The organism is Citrobacter sp. Cpo069, from assembly GCF_030332785.1.
GTDB lineage: Bacteria > Pseudomonadota > Gammaproteobacteria > Enterobacterales > Enterobacteriaceae > Citrobacter > Citrobacter portucalensis.
The window spans coordinates 1-26289 of the sequence record NZ_JAOWHD010000050.1; the positions used below are offsets into that span (position 1 = coordinate 1).

Below are 26289 nucleotides of genomic sequence, written 5' to 3' on the forward strand. Positions count from 1 at the left end.
CTGGAAAAAACAGCCCATCTTAAAATCTGGCAGGGCACGGAGATACAGCGCCGGGTGAACGGTATTGTGACCTGGTTTGAGCAGGGTGAAAACGACGGACACCAGATGCTGTACAGCATGATTGTCCGGCCACCGGTGTGGCGTGCCTCCCTGCGGCAGAACTCCCGTATTTTTCAGAATGAGGACATTAAAAGCATTCTGGGGACGATATTGCAGGAAAACGGGGTGACGGACTGGAGTCCGCTGTTCAGTGAGGCGCATCCGGCGCGGGAATTCTGCGTGCAGTACGGTGAAACGGATTATGACTTTCTGGCGCGGATGGCGGCGGAGGAAGGACTGTTCTTCTACGAAGAGCACTCGCCTGACAGCGACGACCAGAGTCTGGTGCTGTGTGACACGGTGCGCTTTCTGCCGGAGGTGTTTGACATCCCGTGGAACCCGAATACCCGGACCGAAGTGAGCACGCCGTGCATCAGCCAGTTCCGCCACAGCGCACAGATACGCCCCTCTTCTGTCATTGGCAAGGACTACACCTTTAAACGCCCCGGCTGGGCGGGCCGCTTTGAGCAGCAGGGGCAGAACCAGGATTATCAGCGTACACAGTATGAAGTGTTTGATTATCCGGGGCGCTTCAAGGACGACCACGGGCAGAACTTCGCCCGCTGGCAGGTGGAGGGCTGGCGCAATAATGCCGAAGAGGCGCAGGGAAAAAGTCGTTCTCCGGCAATATGGCCGGGGCGGCGTATTCAGCTGACGGAACATCCGCAGGCGGGCCTGAACCGTGAATGGCAGGTGGTGAGCAGCGATTTGCAGGGGAAACAGCCGCAGGCGGTGGCGGGGCGTTCCGGTTCAGGGACCACCCTTGAGAATGATTTTACGGTGATACCGGCGGACAGGACGTGGCGGCCCCGGCCAATGGAAAAGCCGTCAGTGGACGGCCCGCAGTCAGCCACTGTTACCGGCCCGGAGGGGGAGGAAATCTTCTGTGACGAACATGGCCGGGTGCGGGTGAAGTTTAACTGGGACCGGTATAACCCGGCGAACCAGGACAGCTCGTGCTGGATACGGGTGGTGCAGGCGTGGGCGGGACCGGGGTTCGGCAACCTGGCGATACCGCGGGTGGGACAGGAGGTGATAGTGGACTTCCTGAACGGGGACCCTGACCAGCCAATCATCATGGGGCGGACGTACCATGCGGATAACCCGCCGCCGGGCGGTCTGCCGGGGACGAAGACGCAGATGACCATCCGCTCGAAAACCTATAAAGGTAGCGGGTATAACGAGCTGATGTTCGAGGATAAAACAGGTCAGGAACTGTTGTCGATGCATGCGCAGAAGGACATGAAGACGACGGTACTCAACGATCAGGGTACGGCGATCATTCGTAACCAGAGTCTGGTAGTGGGCAATAACCGGCTGAAAGTCGTGACCGCCAACGAAGATGTCAAAATTGACGGGCACCAGCTGCTCAATATTCGGCAGTTTCAGGAAGTGAATGTCAAAACCGATGTGACCTGTTTTAACGGCGGCGACAGGATAATGCAAAGCGCGGGAAATGTGGTCATCGGCTCAGGTTCCATGATCCGGCTGGAATGTGGGGAGAGTGCACTGGAGTTGCATGCCGGGGGCGTGATTAACCTTAAGGGCAAGGCGTTTAACATCGTGGCTGAGGGTAACAGTCTCATTACGACAGGCACAGCTATGCTGGGCCTGAATCCGGAAGAGCCCGCCCCGGCTATTGGCGTTGTCGGTAAAAACCATAAAAAAGACTTAACCAGCATTATACAGGGATTATTCCCCGAAGAGACGGGGGGCGGAAAATGAACGCCATTTACCGCATGAATGAAGGCCATCTGGCGCTGACCGGAGAAGACTGGCTTGACTGCACGATGCAGGTTATTCGCAATACCCGCACCCACACCTCACTGGTGATCACCCGCGCAGTTATTGCCGGGGACAGGTCGTTTGATGACGAACTGGTATTCCAGTGGGCACAGGTGGCTGCACAGATCGATAACTATCAACAGACGCCACCCGTCACATTAACGTTGCCTTTATTGCCTGACTGTCCCGCCCGGGAAACGACGGCTACATATCTTCGTGAACCTTATTTTTGTTGCCAGCGCCAGCTGGCCGTACTGATGCCAGAACGGCGGCTGCTGATGCTGACCTGCACCGCACTGAATACCTTTAGCGAAGAGGACGAACGGTTCTGGCTGCAGGTTAAAAATACGCTGGACAGGGACTGAGATCAGACAGAGGACGTTTTGCCATGAGCAATCCGAACGCCGCCCGTCTGGGCGACGACATCATTCATACCAGTATTCTGGCCGATATACTGGAGGGAGCTTTTGAAGCGGCTATTTGCGTTGCTGTTGGGGTCGTCGTGGTTGCTGCTGCAGCCCCTCTTGCCGCCGCGGCGGCAACTGCTGCAGGCGTGTCAGCTGCGACGGTTGCGGCAGCGTCAGTCGCCGCAACAACCTGTACAGCCGCGGGCATTGTCGGAGGGCTGACAGTTTCGTTATCGGGTGCTTCTGAGGTTGTCGGCGATATTGCTCAGGGCGCGGCAAACTTTATCTCCCCCCCGTCACCGCAGGGGAAAATTGCGACAGGTTCTTTAAATGTGCAGACCAATGGTCTGCCTGCCGCCAGAGCTGCGGGGCGTCTGATGACCGCCGCCGAAAACGCCACGCGGGAAAAAATGGAGGCGGAAGAGAAGACGCGGCGGGAAGAAGAGGACGCCCGGATGTCCACAGGGATGAAAGTGCTGAACGGGGTGTCTGCACTGTTCAGCTATGGCAGCGAACTGCTGGGTGAGTTGATTAACCCTGTCGTGGCCGGGCCGTCAGGCGGGGTGGTGGAAGCTGAGCATGATGTGGTGCTATGCGAAAAACACCCACCGAACCCGATACAGTTTATGGCCGAAGGCTCCTCTCAGGTCAGTATCAATGGTCTGCCTGCCGTCCGCACCGGAGACCGGACAACCTGCGGCGGCACCGTTTCCACGGTGGTCTCTCCCAACGTCATCATCGGGGGTAAACCGGTTGTGGTTCGCCCTATTCATAGCGGCAAATCACCCGGCGTGGAAACCGCGCTGCTCGCGCTTTCCGTCCTGACGTGCCGCCCCACTAAGCTACTGAAACAGCTTCCCTGCATGATAATGGGGATGGCGGCGGCAATGCTTGCCAGTAAGATTGGCGAATCTGTGCGGGCACTGTGGAATCCGGTACATGCCGCGACGGGCGCGAAGGTTCTGAGCGGGGAAGAGGACTGTGATTTTGAGCTCCCGGCCCGTTTCCCTCTCATCTGGCAGCGCATCTACAACAGCCGTAACCCGCATGAAGGGCTCTTTGGTCGCGGCTGGCGCACCGCATTTGAAACCCGCGTGGTCAGGGAGGAGGAATACGCCTGCTTCCATGATGAAGGGGGACGCGAACTCCGTTTTGTCTGTCCCCCGCCGGGTGAGGCAGGATTCAGTCCCGATGAAGGACTGTTATTTGCGCAGAGCGAACAGGGCATGGTGGTGATTGGTGATCTGGACGGCGCCACCTGGCGGCTCTATCTTCCGCACCCGTCAGCGCCCTCGCAACTGCGCCTGCACCTGCTGTCGGATAATTATGGCAATGGCTTGCGGCTCCATTATGACGAACAGGATCGCCTGCAGGCGATTACCGATACCCAGGAAAGCCTGCGGGTGGTGCTGCATTATCAGGACTTACACTCCCCGCAGCGTCCGACCCGGATCACTGAGCACATGCTCACCCCGGCCCCCCCCGGTGGCGAGCCGGTTCATCGGCTACTGATGTCCTACGACTACACCCCGCAGGGGGAACTGTACCGTGTGACCGATGCGGATGATGTCTGCCTGCGTGAATTTGATTACACCCCGGACGCCCTGATGGCAGGGCACCGGATGCCCGGCGGGGCCCGTCACCGCTATCAGTGGAAAAAGTTCAGCGACGGCTGGCGGGTGGTGGCCTATGAGTCCAGCGGAGGTGACAGCGCCACGATTGGTTATGACCTGACACAGGGCGTGACCATCGTCACCCATGGCGGTGGCGAAACGCACCGGCATGAATGGGATCGTCGCTATCTGGTGGAGAAGTACACCGATGAATCCGGGCAGGTATGGGGCTATGAGTGGAACGAGGACGGGCAGCTTTCGCGTACCGTCGACCCGTTGGGTGCCAGCAGAGCATATCACTATGATAATGCGGGAAACATGATTCTGGAGACCGACCCGCTGGGCCGGGCCGTTTGTACACGCTGGCTTGAAGACCGGGCGCTGCCTGTTCAGGCCTGCGGGCCGGAGGGAAGCGTACACCAGTATTTTTATGATGCGAACTTTGGTCTGCGTGCAGAAATCAATGCACTCGGGCTGTGCTGTTATTACCGTCGTGATGAATGGGGCCAGGTCGTCGAATTCACAGATGAAAAGGGCGGCGTACAACGCTTTAGCTGTAATGAGCGTGGGCAGCTTATCAGCGTTCAGGACTGTTCCGGGAAAACAACGCAGTACCGGTACGATGCGGCTTACAGGCTGGCCGAGGAGGTGGATGCGGCCGGGGAGAGTACCCGCTATGTTTACAGCCCGGCAGGCAGGCTAAAAATGGTTTCCGGTGCGGAGGACTGGACGGCCAGCCTGTCCTGGACGGCACAGGGGCTGCCGGAAAGCTACCGGGTGGGACACAATAATCCGGTGCGCTGGCAGTATGATGCCTGTGGGCGGGTGAGCGTGGTGACTGACCCGCTGGGCCATACCGTGCGGCGTGAATATGACGCGCGCAACCGGCTGACGCGTTTGTATAACGAAAGTGGTGAGCTGTACCGGTTTATCCACGGCATAAATGGGCATCTGACGGAAGAGCGGGGTCTGGATGGTGTTATCACCCGCTACGAATACGATGTCTGTGACCGGGTGGTCAGTAAAACCTGGGCGGCCGGCACGCCGGATGCGCTGACGCACCGCTGGCAGTATAACGCAGCCGGGGAAGTGACCGATAAGCAAACGCCGGACGGGCACACGGTCTACCGGTACACGACGGGAGGGACTCTGCAGGCGGCGCTGTTTTATCCGCCGGGAGCAGAGAGTCCTGCACAGCGCGTGCTGCTGGAGCATGACCGGCTCGGCCGGCTGACGGCGGAGGAGAACGACTCTGGCCGGGTGAGCTACAGCCTGGATGAACTGGGTAACCGGACATCCGTTCAGCTGCCGGATGGTCGCAGCCTGAAGACGCTGTATTACGGCAGCGGTCATGCGCTGAGTATCAGTCTGGATGAGCGGCTGATTACGGAATTTACCCGTGACAACCTGCACCGGGAAATCAGTCGAACGCAGGGCGGCCTGACGACACGCACGCGTTATGACCGACTGGGGCGGCAGGCGCGCCGGGAAATCTACCGCAAAGAGAACGGGATGCGGCCGGTGGAGGCGTGGCACTGGCAGTACGACAGCCGCCACAACCTGCTGAGTGAAACGCAAATCAGCGACTACCGCTATCAGGGCTACCATTACGATGACGGTGACCACGTCTGTCGCCACGACACCAGTTTTCGTGGGGTGACGCATCATACGTACGATGCGGCAGGTAACCTGCTGACTGCCCCGCAGGCAGGGCAGTCGCTGACACATAACCGGCAGACGCAGTGCGGTAATGGTGCGTGCAGGTATGATGTTTACGGCCGGATGGTGCAGAAACCGGGCCCGGGTGGCCTGTGGCGCTACGGTTATGACAGTGAACACCGGATGACGGAAGCGGTGCTGGACATGCCGGACGCAACCGGGGCCGGAAATACGCGACACCGGGTGATTTTTACCCACGACCCGTTTGGGCGGCGAACAGAAAAGCGCAGCGAGGTGACGGTATCTGCGCCGGATGACGGGCGTGTCACCGGGACGCAGGAGGTGACGACCTTTGTGTGGGAAGGGTTCCGGCTACTGGCGGAGACCCGCAACGGACAGTCGCTGGTGTACGTGTACGAAGGGGCGGGGAGTTACACGCCGCTGGCGAGGGTTTACGGCACCGGCGACAAACAGCGTGTGGACTACTACCGCTGCAGCCATAACGGTATGCCGCAGGCGCTGACGGATGAGGACGGGAAACTGCACTGGCGTCAGGATGTGGAGACGTGGGGAGAAACGCGGTCGGAATACGCGGATGAAGAGGGAGGCAGGTGGCGGAAGATATGGGGTGGTGCGCCGGAAGAAAACCTGCGGTTCGCGGGTCAGTATCTGGACAGGGAAACGGGGCTTCACTACAATACATTCAGGTATTATGCGCCAGATATGGGGCGGTTTATTACGCCGGACCCGATAGGGCTGGCGGGGGGACTGAATCAGTATGCATATGCGCCGAATCCACTGACGTGGATCGATCCGCTTGGATTAAGAAAATGTACCAGCGGTTTTTCAAGTGCAGACGATGCAGCAAGAGCTGCTTTAAATAAATATAATCCGATGTCTATATTTAAAAACAGAGAATACGGCGGGATTATATACAGAGCTAAAGACGGTTCTTATGGATATACACGTGGTCGTTTAGGAACTGGCAGAACAGCACCGACATTTAAAGACTCTGCAGGAGGTTTACCCAAAGGTTCGACGCCAGTCGGGCAATATCATACGCACGGCGATTATTCGGACAGAGGTTTTAACCGGACGAATAAAGCTGGTGACTATCACAATAGTGATGTATTCTCGTCAACTGATATAAATATTCATAACCGTGCGAATAGTACATTCCCTGATTATACTGATGCTTTAGGAACACCAAGTGGCGGGTTCTGGAAGATTTTTGGTAGAGTCAGCAACCATAGTGATGCAACACCTTTATAACGGGGGAATGTATGAACCAAAATGAATTTATTTTTACTATTGATAAGAAATATACTCCGTATTTATTAAAGGCTATAGTCGCGGCTCAAGATAATGGAATATATGATATAAGCAATTTCTATATTTCATTTAAACAACATATGCGAAAAGATATTGGTAAGGAAATATATTCTATCAGATTTTATTCAGTAGAAATAACAGATGAAAACTGGATGGATATAGGATGCGGTGGAATCGAGGTTTTTGATACAAATGTGGATCTTGATATAAAAACCTGTGAAGTTATTGCGGTTTACGGTAGTAGATAAGTCTCAATATTGCTATTGAGCAATGTAAAAGCCGGAAGAAAAAACTTCCGGTTTTTTATTATTTAATCCCCGTTCAGCATACTAAACATCCCGTCTTTAATTCCCTTAACCACCTGCTTCGCCAGATAAAGCTGCTCGCGGAGCTCCTGCACCTCGTTACAGTCCGCCATCAGCACAATGCACCCGTCTGAAATCTTCACCGTCACGCCGCGTCCGGTCTCAAATCCTGCCTCTTTCAGCCAGTCGCCCTTGAGGTGCAGGCTGGGATGCTGTGAGTAATATGTGGTCATATTTTCTGGTATAAGACATATTGCGGTAAATATTTTGACAGAAAATAAGGAATTCAAAGCAGGGCTGAGAAGAGCGACGATGGACAGAGAGTACCTCGCGTCAGTCCTTGCGGGGCGCGGGGTTTCGTAATCTTGCCCTACTTGGCTCCCTTTTCGTCTTTCAGCGCTCTCACCTGGCCATTGTGATAGAGTGCCGTATTCTGCGACGAATAAACACCAGGAGTCATCAATATGAGTCAGTTTCCGACACTTTCCGCAACCACCCTTGCGGCTATCAATACCGTAGGGCGATGGCTGGCGCAGAATGATTTTACGGGGAATATCACCGTTCAGTCAGATTGCGTGATTCTGGCAGGAAACGCGGTTATTCCTACCATCGACGCCGCCTGTCGGATCGCGAAAGAGCAACAGGTTCCCTTGCTGATTAGCGGTGGTATCGGTCATTCCACGCGCTTTCTGTATGATGCGATTGCCCAGCATCCGCGTTATAGCATCATTCGTACTACCGGACGCGCGGAAGCGGCGATCCTTGCCGATATTGCTCACCAGTTCTGGCAAATTCCGGGTGAGAAAATTTGGGTGGAAGATCAGTCGACAAACTGCGGTGAGAATGCCCGGTTTAGCTGTGCATTACTGAATCAGGCGGCAGAAAGTATTCATACCGTCATTGTGGTGCAGGATCCCACTATGCAACGCCGCACAATGGCCACGTTTCAGCGCGTCACCCGCGATGAGCCGCATGCGCCGCGCTGGTTGAGTTTCCCTGGTTTCATCCCTGAACTGGCCCAACAGCACAACGGCGTGGATTTTGTGCCCGCCGCAGAAGGTCTGTGGCCGGTAGAACGCTATCTTTCTCTCATTACCGGTGAACTTCCGCGCCTGCGTGATGATGCAACCGGCTACGGGCCCTGTGGACACGATTTTATCGTACATGTCGATATTCCTCAGGACGTCGAGCAAGCCTGGCAGCAGCTAAAAAATGATACCGCGCTGACCGACTTACTGGAGAGCCGTTCTCTGTAATTCTTGCTGCCCGTTTGTCGGCGTTTTACGGCAAACGGGCAGAAAGCCCACCCGTTTTTTCTCTTCATCATCACTTTTCCAGACGCTTTTATGAAGCAGTTCACAGAACCGCCACTCCAGCGATAATGCGTCATGCATGATTGATATTGATTAACAATAGTTTTACTTGTTAAAAACAAATCAATCACAGGAGAGCCGCATGTCAGTACCCGTACAACATCCTATGTATATCGATGGGCAGTTTGTGACCTGGCACGATGACGCCTGGATTGATGTTGTCAATCCGGCCACGGAAGAGATTATCTCGCGTATTCCCGATGGGCGTGCCGAAGACGCGCGTAAAGCGATCGATGCCGCGGATCGCGCTCAGCCGCAATGGGAAGCGTTGCCTGCCATTGAACGGGCAAACTGGTTACGCAAAATTTCTGCAGGTATCCGCCAGCGAGCCGATGAAATCAGCGCGTTGATTGTGGCGGAAGGTGGAAAAATTCAACAACTGGCTGACGTTGAAGTCGCGTTTACCGCCGACTATATCGATTACATGGCGGAGTGGGCGCGTCGCTATGAAGGCGAGATCCTGCAAAGCGATCGCCCAGGTGAGAATATATTGCTGTTTAAGCGTGCACTGGGCGTGACGACGGGCATTCTGCCGTGGAACTTCCCGTTTTTCCTGATTGCCCGCAAACTGGCCCCCGCCTTGCTGACGGGAAATACCATCGTCATTAAGCCGAGTGAATTCACACCGAATAACGCCATCGCCTTTGCCAAAATTGTTGATGACATTGGTTTACCGCGCGGAGTCTTTAACCTGGTGCTGGGACGCGGTGAAACGGTCGGGCAGGAGCTGGCCGGAAACTCGAAGGTCGCCATGGTGAGCATGACCGGTAGCGTCGGTGCGGGTGAGAAAATTATGGCCGCAGCGGCCAAAAACATCACCAAAGTTTGTCTGGAGTTGGGTGGCAAGGCCCCGGCTATCGTGATGGACGATGCTGACCTTGAGCTGGCGGTGAAGGCTATTGTTGACTCGCGGGTGATCAATACCGGACAGGTATGCAACTGTGCCGAGCGCGTATACGTTCAGAAAGGTATCTATGACCAGTTCGTTAATCGTCTGGGTGAGGCGATGAAAGCCGTGCAGTTTGGCAATCCGGCCGAACGCAATGACATTGCGATGGGGCCGCTGATTAATGCCGCTGCGCTGGCGCGTGTAGAGCAAAAAGTCGAGCGAGCGGTGCAGGAAGGCGCCCGTGTGGTGCTGGGTGGTAAAGCCGTTGCCGGTAAAGGTTATTACTATCCGCCGACGTTACTGTTAGACGTGCGCCAGGATATGGCGATTATGCACGAGGAGACGTTTGGTCCGGTGTTGCCGGTGGTGGCATTTGATACGCTGGAACAGGCGCTGACGATGGCCAATGACAGCGACTACGGATTGACCTCATCGATCTATACTCAGAATCTGAATACGGCAATGAAGGCGATTAAGGGGCTGAAGTTTGGCGAAACCTATATTAATCGCGAAAACTTCGAGGCGATGCAGGGCTTCCACGCTGGCTGGCGCAAGTCCGGGATTGGCGGGGCAGATGGTAAACACGGTCTGAATGAATACCTGCAAACACAGGTAGTGTATTTGCAGTCTTAAGTTTTTCGCCGGGTGAACCTGTACGCCACCCGGCGCAATTCTCACACTTTGGTGGCGATCCAGTTCATCATCATTTCCGGCCAGATGGCCAGCGGTAACCCTTGCGCATCGCGAATACCAAATCCGTGCTTACCGCGTTCAAACAGATGCATTTCGACCGGAACGCCCAGCCCACGTAGAGAATTAAAGAAAACCAGGCTGTTTTCTACTTTCACCGCCGGATCGTCGATGGCGTGTAGCAGGAACGTCGGCGGCGTTGTGCTATCCACTCGCTCTTCCAGAGAATAGTGGCGCAGATCTTCCTTTTCGGGCGTAGCGCCAACCAGCTCAAGACGAGAGCCCGGGTGGCCGATGTCTTCACGCAGAGTAATCACCGGGTAGACCAACGCCATGAACGCAGGACGCGTTGGTTGCTCGTCTATGCTATCAATCGGTGTATAAACCGGTTCGGCAAACCGGGTTCCCAGACTGGCGGCTACGTGACCACCGGAAGAGAAGCCCAACACACCGATACGGTCAGGGTTAATTTTCCATTCATGGGCGTTGGCGCGAATGTAGCGCATGGCGCGCTGGGCATCGGCCAGCGGCGCGTTTGCACCTTCCTCATGGCCATCACCCGGCATGCGGTAGGTCATCACAAACAGGGTATAACCGCGGGCGTTAAAGAATGGTGCCAGTACGCTGCCTTCTTTATCCATCACCACGCGACGGTAAGAACCTCCCGGTGTAACAAGGATCCCTACGCCGTTAGGTTTTTCGGGGGCATAAACGGTAATTTCCGGGGCGCGAATACCGGTGACAGCACGATCATACTGAGATGTTCCTGTATGTCGGGGTTCTGGCGTAAAGACCGCATCGCTGTTTTTTGCTCCGGGGGCTTCACTCTGCGGCCAGAATGAGACGGTGGTTGCGTGGGCAACGGCTTGCTCCATCATGTTTTCTAACGTTTCACGACTCAGTGCTTCCATTACTATGCTCCCTCAGTGGCAAAGGTTAGCTATAGCACAGTCAGTGAATTGAAAACGGGGAGAGACTCACAACGTATTGAATTCGCGGGAAATGAAAGAGGGCGGAGGCAGGCCTCCGCCAGAACATTAGAGCTGGATAAATTTATCCAGCGTACGAATAAGCTGGGTGACAAAACCGTATTCGTTATCGTACCAGGCGATGGTTTTTACCAGTTGCAGATCGCCCACTTCGGTAATCTCGGTTTGTGTTGCATCAAATACCGAACCGAAATGCGAGCCAATGACATCTGACGAGACGATTTCCTCGTCGGTATAACCAAACGACTCATTATTTTGCGTGGCTTTTTTCAGCGCGTTGTTGACCTCTTCAGCAGTGACTTTTTTCCCCAATATCGATACCAGTTCCGTGACAGATCCTGTTTTCACCGGAACACGCTGGGCATGGCCTTTTAATTTTCCGCTCAACGCCGGAATAACCAGACCAATGGCCTTGGCGGCACCAGTGGTATGGGGAATGATGTTCTCTGCTGCTGCCCGCGAGGCGCGCAGATCTTTCCCGCGTGGACCATCAACCAGCGACTGCGTTCCCGTGTAGGCGTGGATGGTGGTCATAGTGCCAAGCTGAATACCGAAGCTATCGTGCAGCGCTTTCGCCATCGGTGCCAGGCAGTTGGTGGTGCACGATGCGACCGAGATAATCCGATCGTTCGCATCCATTGTGTCGTCGTTGACGTTAAAGACAATGGTCTTCATGTCGCCAGCCGGGGCGGATATCAGCACTTTTTTGGCACCTGCATCCAGGTGCGCGTTGGCTTTTTCTGTCGAGGTATAAAAACCGGTGCATTCGATGATTATCTCAGCGCCAGTGGTTTTCCACGGGATATTTTTGGCCTCTTTTTCTGCGTAAACCGCGATTTTTTTACCGTCGACAATCAGCGCGTCTTCGGTAAAGTCGATGCTCCAGGGAAACGGGCCGTAGTTTGAATCGTGCTTTAACAGATAGGCGAGAATTTTGGGCGAGGTGAGGTCATTAATGGCCACAACCTCCACGTTGCTTTTGACTTCCAGTAGCCGACGCAATACCAGACGGCCGATACGACCAAAACCGTTAATGCCAATTTTACTCATGGTTTTCTCCTGTCAGGATGAGGCGGTACGACATATTTTCCTTACCAGGCTTAGTCCAGACAGGCATCCTCGGCAATAGCGGTTCTTGCGGTTAAGCGTAAGCGACTGAAAATGGGTGAACAAAAGTTAATGAATTTTTAACAAAAGCCCGTTATGTTGACGCATTATTGTTTTTATTCAGGAAGTGTTATGGGGAATAAGTATTCTGGCCTGCAAATCGGTATTCACTGGCTGGTCTTTTTGTTAGTTATTGTGGCCTATAGCGCCATGGAGTTTCGCGGATTTTTCCCGCGCAGCTATCGTCCCTTATTCAACATGGTGCACGTATCCTGTGGTATCACGATATTAACGCTGATGGTGGCGCGTCTGCTGGTCAGGCTGAAATATCCGGCACCGCCGATTGTGCCAAAACCAAAGCCAATGATGACCGGCATGGCGCATCTGGGGCATCTGGTTATCTATCTGTTGTTTATTGTGCTGCCTATTATTGGGCTGGTGATGATGTACAACCGGGGTAATCCGTGGATTGCATTTGGTATAGTCATGCCGCATGCGGCAGAGGCTAACTTTGATTTAGTGGATATGCTGAAGTCCTGGCACGTGACGCTGGCAAACCTGGGTTATTTTGTTATTGGTCTGCATGCCGTTGCCGCCCTGATGCATCACTATTTCTGGAAGGATAATACGCTGTTGCGCATGATGCCGCGTAAACGCTCCTGAGGTAACGCCCCGCAAATGCGGGGCATTTTTTTAGCCGATTAATTTTCGCAGGGTGGTGCTTTTCGTACGCTTTGAACCTGGGAGACGCGTTTTTTCAGGCTGACGATAGCCAGCGCAACAACAATCAGCACAATACCGCAGCCTTCAACAACGCCAGGCTCTTCACCCAGCAACCACCAGGAAAACAGAACGCCACAGACAGGTACCGCCAGCGTACTTAAGCTGGCAATACTGGCTGGTAAGTTACGCAACACAAACAGCCATAAACTCCATGCCAGCGCCGTCGCCAGCACGGCGCTATAAGCTAATGCCCAGAAAACGACAGGTTGCCAGTCTGGATCTCGCTGTGGAACCAGCCAGGCCACCAGGCTCATCACCAGCGCGGCATACAGCATCTGCCATGCGGTCAGCGCTAACAGATCGATATTCGGATGGCGGGTATACATTCGCTTTGCGACAATCGCGCTGGCCCCCCAACTGATCCCAGAAAGGATCGCCAGTAGCGCGCTCTGCATTGAGGCAAAGTTCAGTTGCCATGGCTGTAAAACCAGCAATAATCCCGCAGCTGCCACGGCAATGGCGAAATACTGTAAACGCCGCATGCGTTCACCGAGGAAAATGGCGGCCATAATCACCACCCAGAATGGCATGGTATAACTCAGTATGGCTACTTTACCTGCGCCGCCGCTGACTAGCGCCCATTGTGATAATCCAACCATGCCGCATGTTTGTAGTAAGGCGATCGCTAACGTATAGCCGAAAGGCGTCGGGCGCATTCCTCGGCCACGCAGTAACAGAACGATGAATAACAATAATGCGCCAAAAGAACAGCGTAGTGCGGTGAAGTCGAACGCGCCGATGTAGTGCGTGACCTGTTTCATCGCGATCCAGCTGTAGCTCCAGATGAGCGTTAAGGTGATGAGGCCGCCAATGGCCAGCGGATGACTTTTCCCTGCGGTGGTCATAATGTGTCCGTTTTAATGATTTTAGTACGCCACTATACGCGCTTTCAGGGCGCCGTAGTCGTTATCATTCCGGCTGAGTACATGTCGCGAAAATTTGTACTTTCTTCTGTGGAATAAAACCGAAAATTATTTTTCCAGATAGCATAAACGCTTACCGGCAAGATGGTTAAACAACGCTCAGTTCGCCACGTCTGTCACTTGATCACTGTCCTCATTAAAACTACTGTATATAAATACAGTTATATGAGAGGCAGATTATTATGTTGTTTTTCCAGCCAGTAGAACATCGCGAAATCAAACAATTCCCGCTATTTAGCGATCTCGTGCCCTGCGGTTTTCCTTCTCCGGCGCAGGATTACGTTGAGAAACGTATCGATCTTAACGACCTGTTGGTGCAGCATCCCAGCGCAACCTATTTTGTTAAATCGTCTGGCGACTCCATGATGGGGGCAGGGATCGGTGCTGGCGACTTGCTGGTAGTCGACAGTGCCAGAAAAGCGGCCCACGGAGACATTGTGATTGCTGCTATTGAAGGCGAATTCACCGTTAAGCGCCTGCAATTGCATCCGGTGGTGATGCTGAAGCCAGAGAACAGCGCCTACGCACCGATCATGATCGGCAGCGAGGAAACGCTGGATATATTTGGCGTGGTGACATTTATCATTAAATCCGCGGGCTGATCATGTTTGCGCTGGTGGATGTTAATTCGTTTTATGCCAGTTGTGAATCGGCATTCCGACCGGACCTGAAAGGTAAACCCGTTGTTGTTCTTTCAAATAATGATGGCTGCGTCATTGCCAGCAGCGCGGAAGCGAAGGCGCTTGGCGTCAATATGGGAGCACCATACTTCAAACAGAAAGATCTGTTCAGGCGCTGCGGCGTGTTCTGCTTTAGTTCGAACTACGAGCTGTATGCGGATATGAGCAGCAGGGTAATGTCGATTCTGGAGGAGCTGTCTCCGCGCGTGGAAATGTACAGTATCGATGAAGCCTTTTGTGATTTAACTGGCGTGCGAAACTGCAGGGATCTTACAGATTTTGGTCGTGAAATCAGAGAAACCATTTTACAGAAAACGCGCCTCACGGTTGGGGTCGGTATCGCCCAGACCAAAACCCTGGCCAAGCTGGCGAACCATGCTGCCAAAAAGTGGCAGGAACAGACTGACGGGGTGGTGGATCTCTCGAATATTGAGCGTCAGCGTAAGCTGATGGCTGCGCTCCCGGTTGATGAAGTCTGGGGTGTCGGACGCCGTATCAGTAAAAAACTGGACGCTATGGGCATTAAAACGGTCTGCGACCTAGCGGATACCGATATTCGCTTTATCCGCAAACATTTCAACGTTGTGCTTGAGCGCACTGTGCGGGAATTGCGCGGTGAACCGTGCCTGGCGTTGGAAGAGTTTGCGCCAGTTAAGCAGGAGATCATTTGTTCAAGATCGTTTGGTGAAAAACTCACGGATTACAATGCGATGAGAGAGGCTATTTGTACCTATGCTGCACGTGCTGCGGAAAAATTACGCAGAGAGCACCAGTTCTGCCGGTTTATCTCTACGTTTATCAAAACCAGCCCATTTTCCCTGAATGAACCGTATTACGGTAACAGCGCATCGATAAAACTGCTGACACCAACCCAGGATAGTCGGGAAATTATAAGGGCGGCCACACGTAGCCTGGACGCAATATGGCGGGAGGGGCTGCGTTATCAAAAAGCAGGGGTCATGCTGGGCGATTTTTTTAGTTCTGGCGTTGCGCAGTTGAATCTGTTTGATGACAACGCCCCACGGCATAACAGCGATAAGCTGATGGCCGTTCTGGATACGCTCAATGCTGAAAAAGGTAAAGGAACGCTCTATTTTGCCGGACAAGGTATACAACAACCGTGGGCGATGAAGCGAGATATGCTCTCACCGCGTTATACAACGAGATACAGTGATTTACTGCGGGTTGGGTAGGGTGGTTATCGTAAATAAGTCTTAAGAGCGATTCTAAAACTGTCCAGAAATAAATAAAAAAACGATTATCAGCCGCCATTAAAAATTTTATTGTAGCGCCGACTAACAGATAACTAACTGACAAACGGCAAGTCTATAATAGGAAATTTATGAAAAAGACGCTTATTACACTCATTATTGCAAATGCGCTGACCGCGACTACGGCATTTGCCGCAGCGGATGCGGGAACCTGGTATGCTGGTGGGAAATTTGGTTGGTCGCATTACTTTGATACCAGCGCAAGCCAGCAAACGGGGGCTAATGGTAATAAATATGGTGATGTTGGTTTTGATAGCGATAACGTCGGTGGTGGTGTATTTACAGGCTATCAGATTACTCCATGGCTGGCAGTTGAAGGCGGTTATGACTATTTAGGCAACATGCAATTCAACGGTAAAAATGGCGCATCTGGTTCTCAAATGAAAAGTCAGGGCCTGCAATTATCTCTGAAGGCAAGTTATGGTCTGACAGATAATTGGGATCTCTACGGCCGTGCAGGGGCAATGGGATATCGCGCGGAGTCAGATATTAAAGGCAATAACCGCTTTGATACCGGTGTGCGTCCGGTTGTGGCTGTTGGTACGGAATATGCCTTTAACAAGAACTGGGCTGGCCGCGTGGAATATCAATGGGTGAGCAATGTGGGTAATGAAAACCAGATTGGCGTATCAAGCGATGTTAGTTCCGTTACCGCTGGGTTGTCATATCGCTTTGGCCAGCATGACGACGCGGAGGTTACGCCTGCACCGGCAGTTGCCGCAACTCCTGCGCCTGAACCTCAGCGTTTTAACTTAAAATCTGATGTGATGTTTGGTTATGATTCAGCAGCATTAACCCCAGAAGGGAAAGCGGCGATTGCGCAGTTATACCGAAATCCCGGTCTGCAACCGGCCAAAGACAAAGCGACCGTTGTTATTGGCTATAGCGATCGCACCGGAGCCGCAGATTATAATCAGCAACTGTCAGCCCAGCGCGCGCAGGCTGTTGCCGATGAATTAGTCGCGTTAGGCATGCCAGCTGCAAATATTACTGCACAAGGACATGGTTCGAGTGATTCTGTCACGGGATCCAGTTGTGATGGGCAGACCGGACAGCAGCTGATTAATTGCCTTGCTCCAGATCGCCATGTCGTTGTTGAGATCACTGATAAGCACTAAATCGGTGTACAAAAGCCCTCCTCATTATTGAATGGGGAGGGCTTTTTTATTCGCACAGTGAACTATCATTAACTGTGACAAATTAAAGATGTTAGAGCGTAATTATGTTCATAGAATCCTTAGTTTCGAGAGCTAAAGGTAGATTATGGCGTTATTTTCTGCCACGGTTTACTCTGAAAAATCATGTGGATGATCAAGTATATAATTACTATGGTGTTTATTTTTCGGATGTAAAACAAGAAAAATATCAGCTTGTGAATCTAAGAGGCAAAAATGTTGTGCTTGAAAAATGGCATACTGAGCAGCACGCCTATATGGAGAAAATAAACCTTCCACTCAATGATATTGAAAAAATGAATGTTGAGATTATTCATTGGAGAAAGCAAGGTCCGTTAAGGTTTGATTCTATTTTTCTTTTTGCAATAAATTATTTTACGCGTATTGCTTATGCAAAAAATGCTCTGGCGAGAGCAAAAAGCAATCTCTTTTTTTCATTCGCCAGTAACAGGGCGTTGAATGGACTTGATCGTGTAATGTTGCTACAGATGCTGGTGAACGAATATGTACATCAATCGCCAGAGAAAACTCACACTGGAGTGACATGTGATGAGGTTATTGATCTATTGTACGGGACGCTTTGGTATAAACATATCAAGAATGAAGATTTCAGGAGGAAGGTCTTTCTGCTGCTCCAGTCACTTGTAATTACAGAAGATGTCAGATTTAGTGATAAAAAATATTATATACAAGGCAAGGCTATTTCAACAATTATTTCATGGGAATCTGAAGATAAACGGGAAAAGCAGCAGATCAGGATCCAGAAAAATATTAGTCGTTTGATGCTTGTGATTACCGCGTCCACATTGATGATCACCCTGGCAATACTGGCTCAGGCAGGCATTATTAATTTACATAATCTTTGGGTGCATCTGACACAGTTAAAGCCAATCAGGGTGTTGTTCAAATTAATGTGATAAAAAAATAATTTTATTTAGTCCTGGCAGTAATACAAACTTGTGATGCTGCGTTTCTCTGCTGCCGTACTCCTTGAAATGCTGAATAATATCCGTTCCCTCGCGATGGCCTGTGATGAGGTATTGATAAATCTGCTGCGGTGAACCATAAATTAGTAATCCTGGTTGCCCTGGGCGTTATCGTTCGGTTTTTTCATTGGGGTGGAAAGTTCCGTGAATGTTGCGGTGACGTCCTGATCGGGGCAGTGATCATGATGTTTGCAGCAGCTCACCTCCCAAACGTAACGTTCACTATCCCGCAAGTTGGCGAGGTCACATTTACACACAATGAGATCGTGTTTGTGTTGGGTATGCTCGGTTATAAGGGGCTGAAGGAAGTTATCTTCGGGGTATTAAAAAACGGTTTGGTATCGATTTGCGCAAGCTTATAGCGCAACGAAAAAATAATTAAGGGGAATGAAGCCCGTACGAATTAACGGGCTTTACATAGATTACTTTAGACTGATGTTCGGCAAGATATCCTGTCTGGCTACAGATTGAACTTTCCAGGCCCCGCCTTCCTGCACCATACAGTCGATAACGGTATGTGCTTTATTCGTTCCAAACGACACATAAACTTGCATACACACGGGATCATAATCTGACGACACAATCTCGATCTGCCGCCAGTCTTCACTATAATCCTGGGCTTTGATAAACATATCAGAGTCCGGTACGTCTTCGGTATTGGGGTCAGCCGCATTAGATTTTTTCAATGCGGCAATCGTGCTGGTAGTGACGTAAGGTTTAAGTCCAGCGTAATCCGTTAAAGGATTTTTCTCTTTTAACAATTGTGCAACATACCAGTGATTAAATTTCAATGCTGCTGCCTCTGGGCCAGTAGGGGAAACAGTCGCGAACGCGGAAGTGCAGATTAATAGGCTGGTAAATATTAATAATTTCATATCAATTGTGCCGAATTTCAATATTTGGGAAATGATATTAGACACTAATCATCAACCAATTAGCTAAACCGTTACACATCAAAATCAGCCGCCCTCGGGCGGTTTTTTATTGCCAGTAATCAGCACCCAGCTCCATCGCAGCGTAGTGACTATTAGAAGGTGGTTGACCGCCGCCAGCGGGAACTGGCGGCAGTCATTCATACCCACAAAGCGCTGTGGATATAAACCGGGGTTCCGTTTGCCTGTGCAGGCGATAGTAAACGGGTGTCCGCATATATCCGATAACAGCTTAACCTAAGCTACTGATATTAAATAAATCATATATTTTACAGCCAAATAACAAATCTGATAGTATACCCCCCTATAGTATCCGGAGGGCGTATGCCGCATTCACCTGAAGACAAGAAACGCATTCTTACCCGTGTACGCCGTATTCGCGGTCAAGTTGATGCGCTTGAGCGTGCACTTGAATCTGGCGAACCGTGTCTGGCAATCCTGCAGCAAATTGCCGCCGTGCGCGGTGCATCCAATGGCCTGATGGGCGAAATGGTTGAGATCCATCTGAAAGACGAGCTGGTCAGCGGAGAAACAACGCCAGACCAGCGTGCCGTGCGCATGGCTGAAATCGGCCATCTTCTGCGTGCTTATCTAAAATAACATCATCACCTCGCAATAATGGGAAGAGACAAATGAAATCACGTGCAGCAGTTGCATTCGGCCCCGGCCAACCGTTAAAAATTGTCGAAATCGACGTAGCACCGCCAAAGAAAGGTGAAGTGCTGGTTAAAATTACCCATACCGGCGTGTGCCACACCGACGCCTTTACGCTCTCTGGTGACGATCCGGAAGGCGTATTCCCGGCGGTACTTGGGCACGAAGGTGGCGGCATTGTGGTTGAAATCGGCGAAGGCGTCACTAGTCTGAAACCGGGTGACCATGTGATCCCGCTGTACACCGCAGAGTGCGGCGAGTGTAAGTTCTGTAAATCGGGTAAAACCAACCTGTGCCAGGCCGTACGTGCGACCCAGGGCAAAGGTTTGATGCCGGATGGCACAACGCGCTTCTCGTATAACGGTGAGCCGATTTATCACTATATGGGCACCAGCACCTTCAGCGAATACACCGTTTGCGCGGAGATCTCTCTGGCGAAGGTTAACCCGCAGGCCCCGCTGGACAAAGTGTGTCTGCTGGGTTGTGGCGTGACCACCGGTATCGGAGCAGTCCATAACACCGCAAAAGTGAAAGAAGGCGACACCGTCGCCGTATTTGGTCTGGGCGGTATTGGTCTGGCGGTAATTCAGGGCGCGGTGCAGGCGAAAGCCGGGCGTATTCTGGCCGTTGATACCAATCCGGAAAAATTTAAGCTGGCAGGTGAAATGGGCGCGACTGATTTCATCAACCCGAAGGATTACGACAAACCGATTCAGGATGTGATCGTTGAGCTGACCGATGGCGGCGTGGATTTTAGCTTTGAATGTATCGGCAACGTTAACGTGATGCGCGCGGCACTGGAATGTTGCCATAAAGGATGGGGCGAAAGCATCATCATTGGCGTGGCGGGAGCAGGGCAAGAGATCAAAACGCGTCCGTTCCAACTGGTTACCGGGCGCGTCTGGCGCGGTTCCGCGTTTGGCGGCGTGAAAGGGCGTACTCAACTTCCTGGCATGGTTGAAGAAGCAATGAGTGGGAAAATTCAGTTGGATCCCTTTATTACCCACCGTTTACCGCTGGAGCAGATTAACGAAGCGTTCGATTTAATGCATCAGGGTAAGTCCATCCGTACCGTTATCCACTTTGGCGATAACTGATTCATTGGCCAGCGGATTTAACCGCTGGCACTTTCCTGAATTTTTTAGAATTATGTTGTGAAAGTGTGACGAATCCGGCGCTTTTCACGGTAAGTAAACTTCCTGGATTGCCGATGACTATCTAACGGGCGTGTTTTCACGCATAAACCCTACAAGAGAGTCGACGGTCATGGACAACACTACATCGATGCAAGCCCAGCATAAACTGGGCTTTCTGCATCAAATCCGGCTGGTTCCGCTGTTTTCCTCCATTCTCGGTGGCATCCTTCTGCTGTTCGCCTTAAGTTCCGGACTGGCAAGCTATTTTCTTATGCAGGCCGATCGCGATCAGCGCGACGTGACCGATGAGATTCAGGTCAGGATGGGGTTATCTAACAGCTCTAACCATTTACGTACCGCACGTATCAACATGATCCACGCCGGCGCGGCGAGCCGTATTGCCGAAATGGATGACATGAAGGCCAATATTGCCGAGGCCGAAAAACGGATCAAGCAGTCGCAGGACGGTTTCAATGCTTATATGTCACGCGCGGTAAAAACGTCTGCCGATGAAGCGTTAGATGTTGAACTGAGCGCCAGCTTCAAAGCCTATATCGACGGCTTACAGCCTATGTTGAAGTACGCTAAAAACGGCATGTTTGAAGCGATCATCAACCATGAAAATGAACAGGCCAGACCGCTGGACTCTGCTTACAACAAGGTGTTGTTAAAAGCGATCGACATTCGTACCGCAAGGGCGAACCAGTTAAGCGAACAGGCGCACCAGCGTACACAGCTCGGCATGGCTTTTATGCTGGGTGCATTCGTTCTTGCGCTGGCGCTGACCGTAATGACGTTCATTGTTCTGCGCCGCACGGTCATTCATCCTCTGTTACGCGCGGCCAAGCGTATTGAGCAAATTTCCGCGGGCGATCTGACCATGCAAGATGAACCGACCGGGCGCAGCGAAATTGGTCGCCTGAGCCGCCATCTGCAGACAATGCAACGATCGTTGGGGAAAACGGTGGGTACGGTACGTCAGGGTGCGGAAGAAATATACCGCGGTACCAGTGAGATTTCGGCGGGTAATACCGATTTGTCTTCACGTACTGAACAACAGGCCGCAGCGATTGAACAAACGGCAGCCAGCATGGAAGAGCTGACCGCCACGGTGAAGCAAAACGCCGACAACGCGCATCACGCAAGCAAGCTGGCGGAAGATGCGTCCGGTAAGGCCAGTCGGGGCGGTCAGATGGTTTCTGGCGTGGTGAAAACCATGGGCAATATCTCAACGAGTTCGAAGAAAATCTCCGAAATCACAGCCGTGATTAATAGCATTGCTTTCCAGACCAATATCCTGGCGCTGAACGCGGCGGTTGAGGCGGCGCGGGCAGGAGAGCAGGGGCGTGGATTTGCCGTGGTCGCTAGTGAGGTCCGTACGCTGGCAAGCCGCAGCGCTCAGGCGGCAAAAGAGATTGAAGGATTGATCAGCGAATCAGTCCGACTGATTGACCAGGGCTCCGGAGAAGTCGTCGCGGCGGGCAATACGATGACGGATATTGTCGATGCGGTAAAACGCGTGACCGATATCATGCTGGAAATCGCGGCGGCTTCTGATGAGCAGAGCCGGGGTATCGTACAGGTGAGCCAGGCGATATCAGAAATGGATAAGGTTACGCAGCAAAATGCCTCGCTGGTTGAAGAAGCATCGGCTGCGGCGGCCTCTCTCGAAGAGCAGGCGGCGCGCTTAACGGAAGCCGTAGGTACATTTCGCTTAACGGGAACGAGTGCAATTAAACGCCCTCCCGTAACCACTACGCCTGACCATTCGCGTCCGCAGACGGCAACGGCCAGTGGCGATAACTGGGAAACGTTTTAACAATAAATTAAGGGACCTGATGGTCCCTTAATATTTGGCATCAAAACGGTACGGTTTTGCGTATTGCGGCGATGAGGATCTGCGCGGCCTGAGAGAGTTGCACATCGACACGGGTAAGAATACCGATGGGTTCACCCGCACCATGGGTAGGTATCGGCAACGACACCAGCGTCGCCTGGCGTAAATCCTCTCTAACCGCGCCTGAAGGGACAAACCACACATAGTCGTAATCAACCGTCAGCTGGCGGGAAAGCGATGCTGACAGCGTTTCAATGCAGCCTGGCGGCATTTTACAACCCTGACTTTGCAACAATGCTTCTGCGTGCTGGCGAGGCGCGGTTCCTTTTGGCGAAACCACCACCGGCCACTCCATTACCCGACTTAACGTGATGGTTTCCTGCAACAGCGGATGGTTAGGGCGCACGACCAGTTTAAGTGATTCCAGAAACAACAATTCATAGTTCAGACCGACCATTAATTCCGGATCGGCCATGCGACCAATGCCAAGATCGATTTCCCCGGATTTTAAACCTGCCAGAATCATCGGATTGCTCATGGTGGCGACCTGTAGCGTGGTCTCCATTTGCTGCTTGTGGAAAGGACCAATTACCGCAGGCAGAATGCCCAGTGCCGCGGTGGGTAAGGCCCCGATCCGTACGACATCAGTCTGCGATTCTTCGCGCTGATTTAACGCTTGTCCGGCGGTGTTGAGCGCATCCAGCACTCTTACCGCGTGGGTAAGAAACTGTTCTCCGGGCAGCGTTAACTGCGCGCCAAGGCGGCCACGCTCAAAGAGACGGGTACCGGTCAGTTGCTCCAGTTCATTTAGCGTTTTGGAGAGAGCCGGTTGGCTCAGGTTAAGGGTCTCAGCCGCGCGCCCCAACGTTCCCTGCTGTGCAACGGCGACAAAAGTATGAAGGTGGCGCAAGCGAATGCGCTGATTGAACAGAACATTTTTTTCCATAAGCGATGTTAAAAACAGAGCCGTATCGGTGACAAGTAAAGTTGTTTGTTTTTGATAACCTGATAGCAAAATATTATTAACATTTATCATGTTTTACTTACAACTGATTTATTTTGCTTATGTTTTGTACAGCATTGCTGGGTGGTGGGATCATGGAAGGGAGTGTGCCCAGTCGTTATACTTTGGTGATTGTTTACTTTTGAACGATTTCTCTTCACAAGGCACTGATGAATGATACATGTAATAGGGCACCTTAATCCCGATAGCGATGCCATCTGCACCGCCGCAATGACGGCGCGTTGGCTTAGTTTACGTGGCCAGCAGGCGACGGCATGGCGTTTGGGCGAGCCTAATCGCGAAACGCAGTTTATCTTTGAGCATGCGGGGCTGACGATGCCTGAACGGTTGACGTTTGAACTGACCGATCGTGATGTCTGGCTGGTCGATTTCACCGAGCCGGCCCAGGGACCGGAATCGTTAACAGAAAGTAACGTGGTGGGAATTATCGATCATCACCGACTTGGTGGGTTAGTCACCCGTCTGCCACCGGAAGTGTGGGTGAAGCCTGTCGGCAGTAGCGCAACCCTGCTGTGGCAACTGATGACGGAGGATGAACGCAATCAATTATCTTCAGCTGAGGCTGTTTTACTGCTCGGCGCCGTATTGAGTGACACTGTCACGCTTCGTTCACCAACGACGACCACTGACGATCGCCTGGCGGTTGATGCGCTGGCCCAAAAAACCGGAGTGGATCTTGACGCTTTCAGTCGCGACCTGCTGTCAGCTAAAACAAGTGTGGAAGGGATGAGTGCCCGGGAACTTTTGCAGAAAGACATTAAAACCTTCACCATCCATGGACATTCAGTCTGTGTAGCGCAGCTCGAACTCTATGCGCTGCAACAGGTTGATACAGCGCTGGACGATCTCCGTCAGGAAATGGCGCGCTATGCAGAAGAAAAGAACGCTGCGTTAGTCGTGCTGATGCTCACTGACATCAATCTGGGTGACACCAGCCTATGGTTTGCTGGATCAGAACTTTCAGACATCCCGCAGCCTTGCAAGGTAGAAGGTATGCTTAGCCGTAAAAAACAGATGCTGCCCTGGCTGGAAAGTCATTTGAAACCACGCCAGTAGGTACTGTTCATCTTTTGTATGGGTGGGAAGTTTACGCGGGGTCACACTTTGTAAATTCTTCCCACCGGAGTCAGCGGCGTTTTCTACACTCCAGGTAATATTCACTGGAGGCATGACATTATGGCGAACACCATCACGGCAGATGAGATTCGGGAACAATTTTCGCAGGCAATGTCAGCAATGTACCAGCAGGAAGTCCCGCAGTACGGCACGTTGCTGGAACTTGTCGCTGATGTGAATCTGGCGGTACTGGAAAATAATCCGACGCTGCATGAAAAACTGGCGAATGCGGATGAACTGGCCCGGCTAAACGTTGAGCGTCATGGTGCCATTCGAGTGGGTACCGCGCAGGAGCTTTCTACGCTGCGCCGGATGTTTGCCGTTATGGGCATGTATCCGGTGAGTTATTACGATCTCTCCCAGGCGGGCGTCCCTGTACATTCCACAGCCTTTCGTCCCATCGACGATGCCTCGCTATCGCGCAACCCGTTTCGGGTATTCACCTCGTTATTACGGCTCGAACTAATCGAAAACGCCGCGCTGCGGCAAAAAGCCGCTGAGATCCTCGCGAAACGCGATATTTTCACTCGCCGTTGCCACGAACTGCTGGATGAATTTGATGCGCAGGGCAGTTTTACATCTGAACAGGCGCAAGAATTTGTGCATGAAGCGCTGGAAACATTCCGCTGGCATCAGCATGCCACGGTCGATGAAGCGACCTATCACGCATTACACAACGAACACCGGCTGATTGCCGATGTGGTGTGCTTCCCCGGTTGTCATATCAACCATCTGACACCGCGAACGCTGGATATTGACCGGGTGCAGTCGATGATGCCGGAATGCGGCATTGAACCGAAAATACTGATTGAAGGGCCGCCGCGCCGCGAGGTGCCCATTTTATTGCGTCAGACCAGTTTCAAAGCGCTGGAAGAACCGGTGTTGTTTGCCGGTGAAATGCGCGGCACTCACACGGCACGTTTTGGTGAAATCGAACAGCGCGGCGTGGCCCTGACACCGAAAGGCAGAGCGTTGTACGACGAATTGCTGAATAAAGCGGGAACGGGGAAAGACAATCTGACGCACCAGCTACACCTTCAGGAGGTGTTTAAAGCCTTCCCGGACAGCGAATTCCTGCTGCGCCAGCAGGGGCTAGCCTGGTTCCGCTATCGTCTGACGCCATCGGGTGAAGCGCATCGGCAGGCGATTCGCCCGGATGACGATCCGCAGCCGCTTATTGAACGGGGCTGGCTGGTTGCGCAACCCATCACCTACGAAGATTTTTTACCGGTGAGCGCCGCAGGAATTTTCCAGTCCAATTTGGGTAATGAAACACAGGCTCGCAGCCACGGAAATTCCAGCCGCGACGCGTTTGAACAGGCGCTGGGTTGCGCGGTTTATGATGAGTTTGCGCTGTATCAGGAGGCTCAAGAACGAAGTAAACGTCGGTGTGGTTTACTTTAACGGAATTTACATGGGATTCGGTCTGTTCCCATCGACATAAAATATTTTCGATTTTGTACAGATAATCGGCGACCAACAATTGGATTATTAATGAATTTTGTCTAGAGTGAGCGGTCAGAA

At 52.3% G+C, this 26289-nt stretch carries 22 protein-coding genes and 1 pseudogene; 17 read left to right on the plus strand and 6 right to left on the minus strand.

What is annotated here, in order from left to right; all coding sequences use genetic code 11:
* From OGY08_RS12330 to OGY08_RS12345, 4 genes are all read left to right on the plus strand, one after another.
* Positions 1-1824 (plus strand): type VI secretion system Vgr family protein (locus tag OGY08_RS12330; protein ID WP_286565891.1); only part of this gene is annotated, 1824 nt, incomplete at its 5' end.
* Positions 1821-2249 carry a DcrB-related protein gene (locus OGY08_RS12335; RefSeq protein ID WP_008784877.1) on the plus strand — a complete coding sequence of 143 codons (429 nt, stop codon included), beginning with the start codon at positions 1821-1823 and terminating at the stop codon, positions 2247-2249. The genes OGY08_RS12330 and OGY08_RS12335, both read left to right, overlap by 4 nt.
* 23 nt (positions 2250-2272) lie before the next feature.
* On the plus strand, positions 2273-6835 hold the full coding sequence (locus OGY08_RS12340; RefSeq protein ID WP_286565893.1) for an RHS repeat-associated core domain-containing protein: 4563 nt from the start codon (positions 2273-2275) through the stop codon (positions 6833-6835).
* Positions 6836-6846: 11 nt separating this feature from the next.
* Positions 6847-7143 (plus strand): hypothetical protein, encoded by a 297-nt coding sequence (locus OGY08_RS12345; RefSeq protein WP_125363241.1) that lies wholly within the window; start codon positions 6847-6849, stop codon positions 7141-7143.
* Between the two features lie 62 nt (positions 7144-7205).
* Here the strand turns inward: OGY08_RS12345 and OGY08_RS12350 are convergent, their stop codons facing one another.
* Positions 7206-7433 carry a SymE family type I addiction module toxin gene (locus OGY08_RS12350; protein ID WP_100247282.1) on the minus strand — a complete coding sequence of 76 codons (228 nt, stop codon included), beginning with the start codon at positions 7431-7433 and terminating at the stop codon, positions 7206-7208.
* On the opposite strand from OGY08_RS12350, the pseudogene OGY08_RS12355 reads away from it, so the two are divergent.
* The 3 genes and pseudogenes from OGY08_RS12355 to aldA form a co-directional block, all read left to right on the plus strand.
* A pseudogene (locus OGY08_RS12355) lies at positions 7432-7563 on the plus strand (ISAs1 family transposase); the annotation flags it as partial. The gene OGY08_RS12350 and the pseudogene OGY08_RS12355 sit on opposite strands and share 2 nt — an antisense overlap.
* Positions 7564-7664: 101 nt before the next feature.
* Entirely contained in the window at positions 7665-8456 is a 792-nt protein-coding gene (locus OGY08_RS12360) for a YdcF family protein (RefSeq protein WP_071446313.1), read from the plus strand.
* A gap of 199 nt (positions 8457-8655) precedes the next feature.
* Positions 8656-10095, plus strand: a complete 1440-nt coding sequence (gene aldA, locus OGY08_RS12365; RefSeq protein WP_125363242.1) for an aldehyde dehydrogenase — start codon at positions 8656-8658, stop codon at positions 10093-10095.
* A 41-nt stretch (positions 10096-10136) separates the two neighbouring features.
* Here aldA and OGY08_RS12370 read toward each other — a convergent pair whose 3' ends face one another.
* Together OGY08_RS12370 and gap are read right to left on the minus strand one after the other, a co-directional pair.
* Positions 10137-11063 (minus strand): alpha/beta hydrolase, encoded by a 927-nt coding sequence (locus OGY08_RS12370; protein WP_125363243.1) that lies wholly within the window; start codon positions 11061-11063, stop codon positions 10137-10139.
* A 126-nt stretch (positions 11064-11189) separates the two neighbouring features.
* The gene (gene gap / locus OGY08_RS12375) at positions 11190-12191 is read right to left on the minus strand and encodes a type I glyceraldehyde-3-phosphate dehydrogenase (protein WP_125363244.1); all 1002 of its coding nucleotides are present in this window, start codon (positions 12189-12191) and stop codon (positions 11190-11192) included.
* A 189-nt stretch (positions 12192-12380) separates the two neighbouring features.
* Between gap and cybB the strand changes: the two genes are divergently transcribed.
* Positions 12381-12911 carry a cytochrome b561 gene (gene cybB / locus OGY08_RS12380; protein WP_008784870.1) on the plus strand — a complete coding sequence of 177 codons (531 nt, stop codon included), beginning with the start codon at positions 12381-12383 and terminating at the stop codon, positions 12909-12911.
* A gap of 38 nt (positions 12912-12949) precedes the next feature.
* On the opposite strand, the gene OGY08_RS12385 is transcribed toward cybB, so the two are convergent.
* Complete coding sequence (locus OGY08_RS12385; protein WP_048214133.1) at positions 12950-13876, minus strand: DMT family transporter; 927 nt, start codon at positions 13874-13876, stop codon at positions 12950-12952.
* A gap of 260 nt (positions 13877-14136) precedes the next feature.
* On the opposite strand from OGY08_RS12385, the gene OGY08_RS12390 reads away from it, so the two are divergent.
* The 4 genes from OGY08_RS12390 (at position 14137) to OGY08_RS12405 (ending at position 17997) form a co-directional block, all read left to right on the plus strand.
* Positions 14137-14556 (plus strand): translesion error-prone DNA polymerase V autoproteolytic subunit, encoded by a 420-nt coding sequence (locus OGY08_RS12390; protein ID WP_125363245.1) that lies wholly within the window; start codon positions 14137-14139, stop codon positions 14554-14556.
* A gap of 2 nt (positions 14557-14558) precedes the next feature.
* The gene (locus OGY08_RS12395) at positions 14559-15827 is read left to right on the plus strand and encodes a Y-family DNA polymerase (protein ID WP_048214134.1); all 1269 of its coding nucleotides are present in this window, start codon (positions 14559-14561) and stop codon (positions 15825-15827) included.
* A 149-nt stretch (positions 15828-15976) separates the two neighbouring features.
* Positions 15977-17023 (plus strand): porin OmpA, encoded by a 1047-nt coding sequence (ompA, locus tag OGY08_RS12400; protein ID WP_008784866.1) that lies wholly within the window; start codon positions 15977-15979, stop codon positions 17021-17023.
* 185 nt (positions 17024-17208) lie between these two features.
* Entirely contained in the window at positions 17209-17997 is a 789-nt protein-coding gene (locus OGY08_RS12405; protein WP_125363246.1) for a hypothetical protein, read from the plus strand.
* A gap of 491 nt (positions 17998-18488) precedes the next feature.
* Here the strand turns inward: OGY08_RS12405 and OGY08_RS12410 are convergent, their stop codons facing one another.
* A complete protein-coding gene (locus tag OGY08_RS12410; RefSeq protein ID WP_111465522.1) occupies positions 18489-18986 on the minus strand; it encodes a DUF3828 domain-containing protein in 498 nt (165 codons plus the stop codon).
* Positions 18987-19322: 336 nt separating this feature from the next.
* On the opposite strand from OGY08_RS12410, the gene OGY08_RS12415 reads away from it, so the two are divergent.
* The 3 genes from OGY08_RS12415 to OGY08_RS12425 all read left to right on the plus strand — a co-directional run bounded on the left by OGY08_RS12415 (position 19323) and on the right by OGY08_RS12425 (position 22607).
* Positions 19323-19598 (plus strand): metal/formaldehyde-sensitive transcriptional repressor, encoded by a 276-nt coding sequence (locus OGY08_RS12415; protein ID WP_003833178.1) that lies wholly within the window; start codon positions 19323-19325, stop codon positions 19596-19598.
* Positions 19599-19630: 32 nt separating this feature from the next.
* Positions 19631-20749: an S-(hydroxymethyl)glutathione dehydrogenase/class III alcohol dehydrogenase gene (locus tag OGY08_RS12420; RefSeq protein WP_125363247.1), complete on the plus strand. Its 1119-nt coding sequence runs from the start codon at positions 19631-19633 to the stop codon at positions 20747-20749.
* A 169-nt stretch (positions 20750-20918) separates the two neighbouring features.
* A complete protein-coding gene (locus OGY08_RS12425) occupies positions 20919-22607 on the plus strand; it encodes a methyl-accepting chemotaxis protein (protein ID WP_125363248.1) in 1689 nt (562 codons plus the stop codon).
* Positions 22608-22647: 40 nt separating this feature from the next.
* Here the strand turns inward: OGY08_RS12425 and pcaQ are convergent, their stop codons facing one another.
* Entirely contained in the window at positions 22648-23571 is a 924-nt protein-coding gene (gene pcaQ / locus OGY08_RS12430) for a pca operon transcription factor PcaQ (RefSeq protein ID WP_003020288.1), read from the minus strand.
* A gap of 231 nt (positions 23572-23802) precedes the next feature.
* Between pcaQ and OGY08_RS12435 the strand changes: the two genes are divergently transcribed.
* Together OGY08_RS12435 and hglS are read left to right on the plus strand one after the other, a co-directional pair.
* On the plus strand, positions 23803-24705 hold the full coding sequence (locus tag OGY08_RS12435; RefSeq protein ID WP_008784860.1) for a manganese-dependent inorganic pyrophosphatase: 903 nt from the start codon (positions 23803-23805) through the stop codon (positions 24703-24705).
* Positions 24706-24825: 120 nt separating this feature from the next.
* Positions 24826-26169, plus strand: a complete 1344-nt coding sequence (gene hglS / locus OGY08_RS12440; protein WP_008784859.1) for a 2-oxoadipate dioxygenase/decarboxylase HglS — start codon at positions 24826-24828, stop codon at positions 26167-26169.
* Positions 26170-26289 lie beyond the last annotated feature (120 nt).

What these genes read in the sequence shown, in the direction of transcription:
- OGY08_RS12335 (WP_008784877.1), top strand. Translation starts at nt 1,821, where the DNA reads ATGAACGCCATTTACCGCATGAATGAAGGCCATCTGGCGCTGACCGGA.
- OGY08_RS12340 (WP_286565893.1), top strand. Translation starts at nt 2,273, where the DNA reads ATGAGCAATCCGAACGCCGCCCGTCTGGGCGACGACATCATTCATACC.
- OGY08_RS12345 (WP_125363241.1), top strand. Translation starts at nt 6,847, where the DNA reads ATGAACCAAAATGAATTTATTTTTACTATTGATAAGAAATATACTCCG.
- OGY08_RS12350 (WP_100247282.1), bottom strand. Translation starts at nt 7,433, where the DNA reads ATGACCACATATTACTCACAGCATCCCAGCCTGCACCTCAAGGGCGAC.
- OGY08_RS12360 (WP_071446313.1), top strand. Translation starts at nt 7,665, where the DNA reads ATGAGTCAGTTTCCGACACTTTCCGCAACCACCCTTGCGGCTATCAAT.
- aldA (WP_125363242.1), top strand. Translation starts at nt 8,656, where the DNA reads ATGTCAGTACCCGTACAACATCCTATGTATATCGATGGGCAGTTTGTG.
- OGY08_RS12370 (WP_125363243.1), bottom strand. Translation starts at nt 11,063, where the DNA reads ATGGAAGCACTGAGTCGTGAAACGTTAGAAAACATGATGGAGCAAGCC.
- gap (WP_125363244.1), bottom strand. Translation starts at nt 12,191, where the DNA reads ATGAGTAAAATTGGCATTAACGGTTTTGGTCGTATCGGCCGTCTGGTA.
- cybB (WP_008784870.1), top strand. Translation starts at nt 12,381, where the DNA reads ATGGGGAATAAGTATTCTGGCCTGCAAATCGGTATTCACTGGCTGGTC.
- OGY08_RS12385 (WP_048214133.1), bottom strand. Translation starts at nt 13,876, where the DNA reads ATGACCACCGCAGGGAAAAGTCATCCGCTGGCCATTGGCGGCCTCATC.
- OGY08_RS12390 (WP_125363245.1), top strand. Translation starts at nt 14,137, where the DNA reads ATGTTGTTTTTCCAGCCAGTAGAACATCGCGAAATCAAACAATTCCCG.
- OGY08_RS12395 (WP_048214134.1), top strand. Translation starts at nt 14,559, where the DNA reads ATGTTTGCGCTGGTGGATGTTAATTCGTTTTATGCCAGTTGTGAATCG.
- ompA (WP_008784866.1), top strand. Translation starts at nt 15,977, where the DNA reads ATGAAAAAGACGCTTATTACACTCATTATTGCAAATGCGCTGACCGCG.
- OGY08_RS12415 (WP_003833178.1), top strand. Translation starts at nt 19,323, where the DNA reads ATGCCGCATTCACCTGAAGACAAGAAACGCATTCTTACCCGTGTACGC.
- OGY08_RS12420 (WP_125363247.1), top strand. Translation starts at nt 19,631, where the DNA reads ATGAAATCACGTGCAGCAGTTGCATTCGGCCCCGGCCAACCGTTAAAA.
- OGY08_RS12425 (WP_125363248.1), top strand. Translation starts at nt 20,919, where the DNA reads ATGGACAACACTACATCGATGCAAGCCCAGCATAAACTGGGCTTTCTG.
- pcaQ (WP_003020288.1), bottom strand. Translation starts at nt 23,571, where the DNA reads ATGGAAAAAAATGTTCTGTTCAATCAGCGCATTCGCTTGCGCCACCTT.
- OGY08_RS12435 (WP_008784860.1), top strand. Translation starts at nt 23,803, where the DNA reads ATGATACATGTAATAGGGCACCTTAATCCCGATAGCGATGCCATCTGC.
- hglS (WP_008784859.1), top strand. Translation starts at nt 24,826, where the DNA reads ATGGCGAACACCATCACGGCAGATGAGATTCGGGAACAATTTTCGCAG.